Origin of the sequence: Pseudoalteromonas sp. TB51, assembly GCF_000498055.1 — a bacterium.
GTDB classification, from domain to species: domain Bacteria; phylum Pseudomonadota; class Gammaproteobacteria; order Enterobacterales; family Alteromonadaceae; genus Pseudoalteromonas; species Pseudoalteromonas atlantica.
On record NZ_AUTO01000219.1, the window covers coordinates 1 to 10,802 of the forward strand.

Genomic DNA, 10,802 nt, shown 5'->3' on the forward strand with positions numbered 1-10,802 from the left:
AGCATCTGCCACCGATTTTTTCATTTTTTTATTCGCTAATACGCCACCCGATATGCGCATACCTTCAAGTAGCGGTACTGAGCTTGACGATAAAATACTGAGTGTACGTGCAAAACGCGCGGTATTAATACCCCGCGCTACTTTACCAAAACCAGGCATGTGCAGTACGCGGTCGTCCCACCAAAAGCGAATTTTAGGTTGTTTAAGTGCATGTTTAATACCTACTGCCAGCGCAGTAATGACTAACAAACTTATAAACCAATAATTTTGTACAAAATGGCTGCCTGCCATAACCCATTCGGTCGTCCAAGGCAGAACTTGCTTAGTTTTTTCGAAGGTTTTTAAAATTTTAGGCACAACAGTACCGAGTAAAACCGAAACAATACCAATAGCAAAAATAACCAAAATGGTAGGATATACCATGGCTTGAGCAATTTGGCTGCGCATGTGTTGGCGCTGTTCGGTGTAATCGGCAAGGCGATTTAATACTTGGTCAAGGTGCCCTGATTTTTCACCTGCGGCTACCATTGCTCGGTATAAATCGTCAAATACATGTGGAAATTCACTCATGCCATCGGCAAGTGTATAACCCTCTACTACCTTTGAACGTACCGACATAAGCATACGTTTTAGGCGAGGCTTTTCACATTGCTCTGCCACCGCCATGACAGCCCCTTCAACTGGCAATGCCGATTGAATGAGCGTCGCAAGCTGGCGCGTAATAAGGGCTAAATCGGAGGTAGATACGCTGGGTTTAAAAAAACGACTTAATAACGGCGTTTTTGCGCCACTAACTTGTTTTTCCCCTTCTGCTGCAGGGACAACTTCAAGCGGCGTAAGTTTTTTTTCGCGCAGCGCTTGGCGAATTTGCTTAGCTGTATCGGCTTCTAAAATGCCTTTTTGTTCTTTCCCTCGGCCATCAAGGGCACGGTATTCAAACGCCGCCATGGTTAGGCTTCCTCACGGGTAACGCGTAGAATTTCTTCAAGGGTTGTTTTGCCTGCCAATACGCGGCTACAGCCATCTTGGCGTATGCTTGGGCTTTTTTGGCGAATGTATTTTTCAACACTTTGCTCGCCTTTACCGCTGTGGATCATTTCGCGTATTTCTTCATCAACCACGAGTAATTCATGAATACCAGTACGGCCGCGGTAACCATTAAAGTTACACTCTTCACAGCCTACTGCGCGGTAAATTGTAGGTGCGCTATCAAACGGTACACCTAGCAGCTCACACTCACGCTCATCAGCAGTGTGATCTTCTTTACAGCTATTACACAAAGTACGTACTAAGCGCTGCGACAGCACGCCTAACAATGACGATGACAGTAAGAATGGCTCTACACCCATGTCTTCCATACGGGTAATTGCGCCCGAGGCGGTATTGGTATGTAGCGTAGACATAACTAAATGACCTGTAAGCGATGCTTGCACGCCAATTTGCGCGGTTTCAAGGTCACGTATTTCACCGACCATTACTACATCGGGATCTTGACGTAATATTGCACGAAGCCCGCGGGCAAAGGTCATATCTACTTTGGTATTTACTTGCGTTTGGCCAATCCCCGGAATTTCGTACTCTATTGGGTCTTCTACCGTTAAAATATTACGATCGCGAGAATTTATTTGGCTCATACCGGCGTACAAGGTGGTACTTTTACCAGAACCCGTTGGGCCAGTAACCAAAATAATACCGTGTGGTTTACTAATTAAATCAGCAAACAACTCTCGGTTTTGCGGCGTCATGCCTAAATCTTCAAGGTTTAAGCGGGCATTGTTTTTATCAAGTAAACGCAGTACTACACGCTCACCAAAGCTAGATGGCATGGTAGATACACGTACATCTACTGCACGCCCTGCAATACGCAGGCTGATACGACCATCTTGCGGAATACGTTTTTCTGCTATATCTAGTTTCGCCATTACCTTAATACGCGAAACTAATAACGAAGCAAGCTTACGATTAGGTTTAAGCACTTCTTTTAATACGCCATCAACCCTAAAGCGAATCACAAGCTCTTGCTCAAAGGTTTCGATATGTATATCGGATGCACCTTCTTTAATTGCTTCGCTTAACATGGCGTTGATTAGTTTGATGATAGGCGCATCATCATCGCCGGCTAATAAATCTTCGGTTTGTGGGAGTTCATCGGCAAGGGAGAATAAATCGACCTCATTACCAATATCTTCCATCATTTGTTGTGTTTCAGAGCTGTCGCGCTGATACGCAGCCTCTAATAGTAACTCAAATTTATCGTCTGCTAACTGCTCTAGGGTAAAGCCTTTACCTGCAATGCGACGCACTTCTAGCAATACTTCAACATCTAGCTCGCCGCGGTAATACACAACTTGCTGTTCATTGTTTTTACTAAGCAGTACACCCGCTCTGCGCGCATACGAAAAAGGTAAACGCTTTGGAGGCAACTCAACTAAATCGTTACTTGTAAGTAACTCCTCAGAGCGTGTTTCATCACTACGATGAACCACGTCTTCGTTTATTTGTTCTATTGCGCTAGTCATCTTCACGCTCTGCACGTTCTTTAGAGCTCAATGCCTTTAAGTGCTCTTCATAAGTTGGTGGCAGAATAAGCTCATCATCCCAAGATGGGAGTAAAGGAACATCTGAATTTGGCATAAGCTCTATGCCATCTTCTTTCTCTTTCATTTGCTCGCCACGGATAAAGTTATACTTATTAAAGCTTAACTTATTCATATTAACGCCATCGCGAATAATAGTTGGGCGAATAAATACAATAAGATTACGCTTACGTTTGGTCGTATTGGTTGACTTAAATAAGTGACCTAAAATTGGAATATCACCTAAAATTGGTACCTTAGATACACTTTCTTGTACGTCTTCATCAATTAGGCCGCCTAACACAACCATACCGCCATCATCAGCCATAACGGTTGTGGTAATGGCGCGCTTATTAACAGAAATATCAACAGCGGTTGCACCACTTACACTCGATACTTCTTGTTCAATTAATAATTGTACTGCTGAGCCATCGTTAATTTGTGGGGTTACTTTTAGTTTTACACCCACTTCTTGGCGTTCAATGGTTTGAAATGGATTATCGTTATTACTGCCTGTTTGCGAACCAGTAATAATGGGCACTTCTTGACCCACTATCATCGACGCTTCTTCGTTATCCATGGTGGTAATAGAAGGTGTAGCCAGTATGTTTGAGTTAGTGTCAGTTGAAACGGCCTGAATAATTGCACCCCAGTCGTTTTTAACTAAACCAAACGCTAAGCCATTAACACCACTTAGTAGCGAGGCAAGTGCCGAATAATCACCCTCAGTTGTTTCATCGTAGCTGGTTACGTTACCTGATTCTGTGCCTATTATTGTTTGTGTGGTTGTGGTGTCTTGCGCTTGAATACCTGCAACCGCTAATGAGCCTACAGGCACAGTTGAGCCATTATTAAACTGCAACATACCGCCATCTTCTGAAATCCATTGCGTACCTAAGTTAACGCCATCCGATTCCATTACTTCAACAATAATCGCTTCTACAAGTACTTGCGCACGGCGAATATCGAGCCTATCAATCACGGTCTCTAATGAGCGCATGGTATCGGGCTGTGCCGTAATAACTAATGAGTTTGAGTCAGGGTGGGCTTCAATACTGGCATCGTTTTTATTGTTTGTGCGAGTTTTACTTGTGCCTTGGCCATCTTCTGCAAGCGTTTTACTTACGCCTTGCAGTACTTTTACTAAATCCTCTGCTTTGGCGTAGTTTAAGTAAAATACTTTGGTATTACCTTGGCTTTCAAGTTCGCCATCTAGGCGCTTAATTAGTTCTATAGCACGGGTACGGGCTTGCCCTTCACCGCTTACTATTACGCTGTTAGTACGGCCATCGGCAACCACCTTAGGGATTAAAAACTCTGGAACGCTGCCTTTACCGCTGTCTTTGTAAATATTTTCAACAACCGATACTACATCATCTGCTGTTGCATATTTAAGCTTAACAATATCTACACGCTTATCACCGGCTTGATCCACCGAGCGAATAATTTCTACTAAGCGATTAACCGACGCTGCATGACCAGTAAGCATCATGACATTGGCAGCATTAAAGTTTGCTACATGGCCACCGTCTTTTTGGTCGCTAAATTGACGTACTAATGGGCCAAGCTCTTGAACACTTACATTTTTAACGCGTACCACACGGGTGATCATCATATCGCCCGATGCAGCGCTGTTTTCTGTAATTAGCGGTACATTTGATTTTTTAGCGTCAGAGCTTTTTTCAATCTTGATAATACCGTTGTCCATTTCTACTGCTGAGTAGCCATATACTTCGAGTACATTTAAGAAAAATTGGTAGTACAGCGCTTCATCCATTAACTCATAACTACGTACGTTTACTTTACCGCGCACATTTGGGTCAATGATCACTGTTTTATTAAGGTTTTTACCAACAATGTTTATAAACTCGTTGATATCTGTGCCTTTAAAGTTTGCAGCATATTCAACAGCTGAAACCGACAACGAAATACTGGCTGCTAAAAAAAGCGCTGCGTACTTAGCTAACCCTTTTTTAATTTTTTTGAGGTGTAGCACCTGAACCATTATGTTAAAACTCCAAAGCTAAGTTATTGCAGGCTAAATTGCACATCGATTTGCTCACCGTCACGTTCTATCGTAATTGTGGCATCGCTGGTATTACGCAGCTCATTAATAGCTGCCATTGCCTGTTGTAAATCTGTTAATTGGTAACCGTTAATAGCCACGGCTAAATCATTATTTTGTAGGCCCATTTGTTTAAACAGAGCAGGCTCTTTACCTGGGCTTAAGCGATAGCCGATTAACTCGCCATCGCTCATTGCTTGTGAAACACGAATATAATCAAATAACTTACCAGGTTCACTTAGTAGCTCTTCTCGTGTTTCTATTATTGCTACTTTTACATCTGGGTCAGCGGTTGCGTTAATTTGCAACTCGCTTTGTTCTATTTTTTGCGGCCCCATGTCTTGTGCTTCGCGAGCGGCAAGCACAGGCATAGATACTTTTTTACTAAAGTCGAGACCATCTAGCATTAGCGTTTCAAATCGGCCGTTTACACTTAAAATAACGCGATCGGGAAGTATTTGCGCAACCTCTGCACGGGTGCCTTGTACAACCTCTTCAACTAAGTAACTAACTTGTCGTCCCTGTGACTCAATAATAGCAATACCTGCCTTGTCGTCGTTACTTACAGCAACAATACCAGTTAGATTAATACTTAAGCGTGTTTCTGGTGCATTATTAATTACTTCGTTTTGCTGCGCAGTATTGGTTTTATTTGTTACAGTTTTTTTACCAAATAAAAATTGCTCTATAATATTTTGTACTGAGGTAGTACTAGAAGCCTTCGATCCGGCTGAATAGTGAGATGGAGTAAGCGGTGTAGAGACCGGTTGTGGCCATACCAGCCAAACTAATTTTGAGAGTAAATAAGCAAGATAAACAACGACTAACAGCGTAACTACTGCGCTTAATTTAGCATGGGGTAGCCGTGTTAAAAATTGTTTAAGCTGTTGAATTTGCTGTTCCATAATAATGTTCTTATTTTAATTTACTGCATAAGCGCGTACCCATAGTACCCTTTCATTTTTCATTCAACAAGCACACTAATATTAAACTTTGTAAACAGATTAATATAACAATGTAATGTTGACTAAAAAACCAGCACGCGCCGTAATACCTTCATCCTACGATGATTTCATGATAAATTTTACGATATATAAATAGTCGATTGAAGAAGCCTAATGAGTAAAAAAAATAATACTAATGCCGACTCAGACCACAACAGTGAGCCAAAAGTTCGATTAGATAAATGGTTATGGGCTGCGCGCTTTTATAAAACCCGTGCGCTTGCACGCGAAATGGTGCAAGGCGGCAAAGTACATTATAATGGGCAACGTACTAAAGCGAGTAAAATTGTGGAGGTTGGCGCAACCATAAAACTTGCCCAAGGCGTTGATGAAAAGCTTATCAAGGTACTTAAAGTGCTTGAAAAACGCCAAAGCGCCCCCATTGCACAGACCTTGTATCAAGAAACTGATGCAAGTATTGCAAAACGCGAAGAAAACGCCATCGCACGCAAAAATAACAGCTTCTTTGCTCCACATCCGGATAAAAAGCCCGATAAAAAGCAAAGACGCGAACTTTTAAAAATGAAATCAAGTTAGGTATAGCCGCTCATGCAACAAGATTTACTGCACCGTTATTTATTCGACAAACTCGATGTTCGTGGCGAACTCGTTCAAATTGAGCACGCCTACAACGAGATGATAGCTAATCACAATTACCCTGAGCCAGTTAAAGCATTATTAGGTGAATTACTCGTTGCAACGTGTTTATTAACTGCCACTTTAAAGTTTGAGGGTGAAATAGCCGTTCAGCTACAAGGCGATGGCCCTGTTAAATACGCTGTTATTAACGGCGACGATAAACAAAATATGCGTGGTATTGCGCGCATGCAAAGCGAGGTTAGCGGCACAACGGTAAAAGAGCTTGTAGGTAAAGGTTATATGGTTATTACCATTACTCCAACCAAAGGCGAACGTTATCAAGGCATAGTGCCTCTTGAGCACGATACATTAAGTAAATGTATTGAAAGCTACTTTGAGCAATCAGAACAGCTAAAAACACGCCTTTGGTTTGCAACCGACACAACAGAAGGGAAAGCAAAAGCCTGTGGGTTGTTTTTACAAGTACTGCCTGTTGATAAGCAAAAATCAATTAATGACTTCACTCACTTAGAAGCCTTAAGCGATACAATTAAACGCGAAGAGCTATTAGAGCTTGATGCCAATACCGTATTAACGCGCTTATATCACGAAGATAACCCGCGCGTATTTGACCCGCAAGCGATTACATTTAAATGTGGCTGTAGTAGAGAGAAAACCATTACTGCTTTAGTTAATGTAGGCCAACAAGCATTACTTGATGATGTTGCTGAAAATGGCGCTGTTAACATTAGCTGCCATTATTGCCTAAAAGAATATGTTTTTGACGAGCAAGATATTAAAAACATTTTTAATTAACCTCCCACCTCATAATCAAATATAAAGCCGCAAAATATGCGGTTTTATATTATAAAATGATGATACCGGTGTCATGAATTTTGTTAATTTACTGACACCGGTATCATTGAAATTATTCATGTTTTTTAGCAAATATATGTGTTTTTAGGGCCTTTACAGGCTCGAATATCTCAAATCCTTCTGTTACTATAATTTCAGCTTAAGGGAACTAAGAACCCAGAGCTATCCCGTTCAAACTCTCACACATAGTTAGGTATAAACATGACTACAAGCGCAACACGTTTTGTCGATTTAACCGCAGCTGAACTTGTCGAGCATGCGATTCGTCGTGGCGAAGGGACACTAGCCGCAAATGGAGCCTTTGTTGCAATTACAGGCAAGCGCACTGGTCGCTCTCCTAAAGATCGCTTCATTGTAAAAGAAGCAACAACGCAAGATGATATCCAATGGGGCAATGTAAACCGCCCATTCGATGCTGACAAATTTGACGCTTTATGGGCTCGCGTAGAAGCACATGTGCAAAGTAATGACCACTTCACCTCTCACCTAGAAGTTGGCGCAGACCCTGAGCACTATCTACCTGTAGTTGTTACTACAGAAACAGCGTGGCACCATATTTTTGCTAAAAACATGTTTATTGAGCCTAAAAACTATAATGCATCTGATTTACCCCAATGGCAGGTAATGAATGTACCTTCGTTTGTTTGTGACCCACAGCGTGATGGCACCAACAGCGACGGAACTGTTATTATTAACTTTGCTCAACGCAAAGTGTTACTTGCTGGTATGCGTTATGCCGGTGAAATGAAAAAATCGATGTTCTCCGTTCAAAACTTTCTTCTTCCAGCAAAAGGTGTATTACCAATGCACTGCTCTGCTAATGTAGGAGAAGCTGGTGATACAGCACTATTCTTTGGTTTATCGGGTACTGGTAAAACAACTTTATCGGCCGACCCAACACGCTTTTTAATTGGTGACGACGAACACGGTTGGGCACCAGGAAGCGTATTTAATATCGAAGGTGGCTGTTACGCAAAATGTATCGACCTCTCACAAAAAAATGAGCCAGTAATTTGGAATGCTATTCGCTTTGGTACAATTTTAGAAAACGTTGTACTTGATGAAACACGCACACCTGACTTTAACGATACAAGCTTAACGCAAAATAGCCGTGCTGCTTACCCGCTAGAGCACGTAGAAAAGCGCAAAGTTGAAAACCGTGCTGGCGAGCCAAAAGCTGTTGTATTTTTAACCTGTGATGTGAGCGGTGTTTTACCGCCGGTTTCTGTACTTAGCGAAGAAGCCGCAGCTTTTCACTTTTTAAGTGGTTACACGGCTAAAGTAGGCTCTACAGAGATTGGCTCAACTAGCGATATAGAATCTACATTCTCAACGTGTTTTGGCGCCCCTTTCTTCCCTCGCCCTGCAGGTGTTTACGCTGAGCTGCTTATGAAGCGTGTACGCGAATTTGGGGCAAAGGTTTACCTTGTTAATACAGGGTGGACAGGCGGCCCATACGGTACCGGTGAGCGTTTTGATATTCCAACTACCCGCGCTGTAATAGATGCAATCGTATCTGGTAAATTAGCCAATGTAGAGACTCAGCATATCGATGTATTAAATCTAGACGTACCAGTGGAAGTCCCTGGTGTGGATAGCAAGCTACTTAACCCAATTAATACATGGGAAGATAAAGCTAAATATAATGAATATGCAGCAAAACTTGCCGCTGACTTCACTGAAAACTTCGCTAAATACGATGTATCAGATGATATTAAAAATGCAGGCCCAAAAGCATAATTAATTACCAAGCCTGATTTAAACGCCAGCCTATAAAGCTGACGTTTTTGTTTGCTAAGCTAATTATTTTATTGCTGCGACATTTTGTCGCAGTTCTTTTCTATTAAACAAAGATACAATACGCCATCCCTTTTAATGGTCACTCTTTTATGCGTTTTAATGGTTCATGGCGAAAAATTGCAAGACGTGTACATTTATACCTAGGCTTATCTATCGGGGGTGTACTCGCACTCATCGCTCTAACAGGTTCTATACTCGTTTATTACCCCGAACTAGATGAAAATATAAGTAAATTAAGTACAGAAACAGTGAAGCCTATAAGTTGGGATACCGCATATCAAACGTTAAAAACTCACTACCCAGATAAACGAGGCTCGTGGCGTTTAGAAAGCACTAAAAATAAACATTATATTCCCGCAAGATATTACAATCAAAACGAAACTGTGGATCACGCTTTTGAACCACTTATGGTTTGGCTAAGCCCTGATGGCAGGCTTATATTACGTGAGGATGTATGGGGTAACTACTTTGTTACCTGGGTTTATAACGTACACTTATCGTTACTTGCAGGTAGCGCTGGTACAATCGTTATAGGTTATATAGGAATAAGTAGCCTTATACTCCTCATATCAGGCCTATGCGCTTGGTGGCCTAAAAAAGGGCAATGGGCTAAGTCATTAAAGTTTAAAGCGCGCAGCTCTGTACTGGGCTCGTTATATGACTGGCACAAGTTGCTTGGTTTAATTTTTGCTCTGCCTTTAATCCTATTAACAGCAACCGGTATAATGCTGGCAATACCAAAGCAAACCGATCCTTTAATAACATTCCTGCTTGGAAATATAGATAAACCTAACAGCGCAATAATAAAACCCCAGCGCAGTATTTCTTTATCAGCAGCACTTAGTACAGCACAAGAGGCCATGCCAAATACACGGCTAGCATGGGTAGAAACCCCGTCAAATCACAATGCGGTATATCGGTTTAGGTTCAAAACCAAAAGCGATCCCTCTTATCGCTTTCCTCACAGTTATGTGCAAGTAAATGCAAGCACAGGAGAGCTCATAAGTGTTTTTAATATAGATAAGATGAGCATTGCCAGTAAATTTAAAAACTGGTTGCATCCACTTCATAATGGCAGCATTGGCGATCAGCCATTACGAATTCTATGGGTTTTATCAGGTGTAGCCACCGCTTTGTTATTTGCCCTGGGCCTTTTTAGGTGGCTCATTAAAACGAAACGATTTAAGTACACTATAAGCTAATGACAAAGCTTATTTAATATATCAAACGAGCTTTCACAACCTAAACCTGCTTGTATAGCTAGCTACGACCTAAATTACGAGCTGCTTATGCAGCGTAAATCAAAGCAAAAGCTATATAGATAGTCAAACCGCTTTATACCAAACTTAAAGTGCTACGCTTGATAATAAGCTAAGCCCTATGAACTGTTTAAAATTAATTCATTACTTTAAGTTATATTGCGTGCTTTAATCGCGAGTTTCGTGATCCTCAATCCACGCTACAAAGGAGTGGCGGAACTATATAAAGGCAGGTATTTCACTTTTCTAGAGACGTAGAAAAAATGCTTCATTTCTTAAGCAGCGATCTGCTATTAGGAGTCGGTGTACTACGCTGTCAAATGTCGTGCGGACTAAGGTACGCATATATAAAAACACTATATTTACCATACAAAGATGTGTGGTGAGCCTTATCCGCGGGTTTCGTGATACTCAACCCACGCTACGGAGGTGGTGGAGACTGTGCGAATAATATCTGGAATGTATTTTTACTTTTCTGCGGACGTAAAAAAGCCCGGCTCTTTCGAGTCGGGCTTTCTTGTATTTGGAGCCTGGCAATGTCCTACTTTCACATAGCAAATGCTACACTATCATCGGCGCTGTTTCGTTTCACTACTGAGTTCGGCATGGGGTCAGGTGGGTCCAAAACGCTATGGTTACCAAG

8 protein-coding genes and 1 rRNA gene are annotated in these 10,802 nt (G+C 41.8%); 4 read left to right on the forward strand and 5 right to left on the reverse strand.

Going from position 1 to position 10,802, the window contains the following annotated elements:
- The 4 genes from L650_RS0112350 to gspC form a co-directional block, all read right to left on the reverse strand.
- Nucleotides 1-948, reverse strand: a 948-nt coding sequence (locus tag L650_RS0112350) for a type II secretion system F family protein (protein WP_085065487.1), incomplete at its 3' end; no start/stop codon positions are given.
- A 2-nt stretch (nucleotides 949-950) separates the two neighbouring features.
- Nucleotides 951-2,519 (reverse strand): type II secretion system ATPase GspE, encoded by a 1,569-nt coding sequence (gene gspE, locus L650_RS0112355; protein ID WP_029773316.1) that lies wholly within the window; start codon nucleotides 2,517-2,519, stop codon nucleotides 951-953.
- Entirely contained in the window at nucleotides 2,512-4,581 is a 2,070-nt protein-coding gene (gene gspD, locus L650_RS0112360) for a type II secretion system secretin GspD (RefSeq protein WP_024032557.1), read from the reverse strand. Before gspD ends, gspE begins: the two co-directional genes overlap by 8 nt.
- A gap of 23 nt (nucleotides 4,582-4,604) precedes the next feature.
- The gene (gspC, locus tag L650_RS0112365) at nucleotides 4,605-5,546 is read right to left on the reverse strand and encodes a type II secretion system protein GspC (protein WP_029773317.1); all 942 of its coding nucleotides are present in this window, start codon (nucleotides 5,544-5,546) and stop codon (nucleotides 4,605-4,607) included.
- Between the two features lie 213 nt (nucleotides 5,547-5,759).
- Here gspC and hslR point away from each other — a divergent pair, with 213 nt between their 5' ends.
- The 4 genes from hslR (at nucleotide 5,760) to L650_RS0112385 (ending at nucleotide 10,102) form a co-directional block, all read left to right on the forward strand.
- Nucleotides 5,760-6,182, forward strand: a complete 423-nt coding sequence (gene hslR / locus L650_RS0112370; RefSeq protein ID WP_024032559.1) for a ribosome-associated heat shock protein Hsp15 — start codon at nucleotides 5,760-5,762, stop codon at nucleotides 6,180-6,182.
- A gap of 12 nt (nucleotides 6,183-6,194) precedes the next feature.
- Nucleotides 6,195-7,040, forward strand: coding sequence for an Hsp33 family molecular chaperone HslO (hslO, locus tag L650_RS0112375; protein ID WP_024032560.1), 846 nt, complete (start codon nucleotides 6,195-6,197; stop codon nucleotides 7,038-7,040).
- Nucleotides 7,041-7,301: 261 nt separating this feature from the next.
- On the forward strand, nucleotides 7,302-8,840 hold the full coding sequence (locus tag L650_RS0112380; protein ID WP_004588454.1) for a phosphoenolpyruvate carboxykinase: 1,539 nt from the start codon (nucleotides 7,302-7,304) through the stop codon (nucleotides 8,838-8,840).
- A 149-nt stretch (nucleotides 8,841-8,989) separates the two neighbouring features.
- Nucleotides 8,990-10,102 (forward strand): PepSY-associated TM helix domain-containing protein, encoded by a 1,113-nt coding sequence (locus L650_RS0112385; RefSeq protein WP_029773318.1) that lies wholly within the window; start codon nucleotides 8,990-8,992, stop codon nucleotides 10,100-10,102.
- 585 nt (nucleotides 10,103-10,687) lie between these two features.
- On the opposite strand, the gene rrf is transcribed toward L650_RS0112385, so the two are convergent.
- A 5S ribosomal RNA gene (gene rrf / locus L650_RS0112390) occupies nucleotides 10,688-10,802 on the reverse strand.

Bases quoted from the DNA above. Each gene is read 5' to 3' on its own strand.
- gspE (WP_029773316.1), bottom strand. From the start codon at position 2,519: ATGACTAGCGCAATAGAACAAATAAACGAAGACGTGGTTCATCGTAGT.
- gspD (WP_024032557.1), bottom strand. From the start codon at position 4,581: ATGGTTCAGGTGCTACACCTCAAAAAAATTAAAAAAGGGTTAGCTAAG.
- gspC (WP_029773317.1), bottom strand. From the start codon at position 5,546: ATGGAACAGCAAATTCAACAGCTTAAACAATTTTTAACACGGCTACCC.
- hslR (WP_024032559.1), top strand. From the start codon at position 5,760: ATGAGTAAAAAAAATAATACTAATGCCGACTCAGACCACAACAGTGAG.
- hslO (WP_024032560.1), top strand. From the start codon at position 6,195: ATGCAACAAGATTTACTGCACCGTTATTTATTCGACAAACTCGATGTT.
- L650_RS0112380 (WP_004588454.1), top strand. From the start codon at position 7,302: ATGACTACAAGCGCAACACGTTTTGTCGATTTAACCGCAGCTGAACTT.
- L650_RS0112385 (WP_029773318.1), top strand. From the start codon at position 8,990: ATGCGTTTTAATGGTTCATGGCGAAAAATTGCAAGACGTGTACATTTA.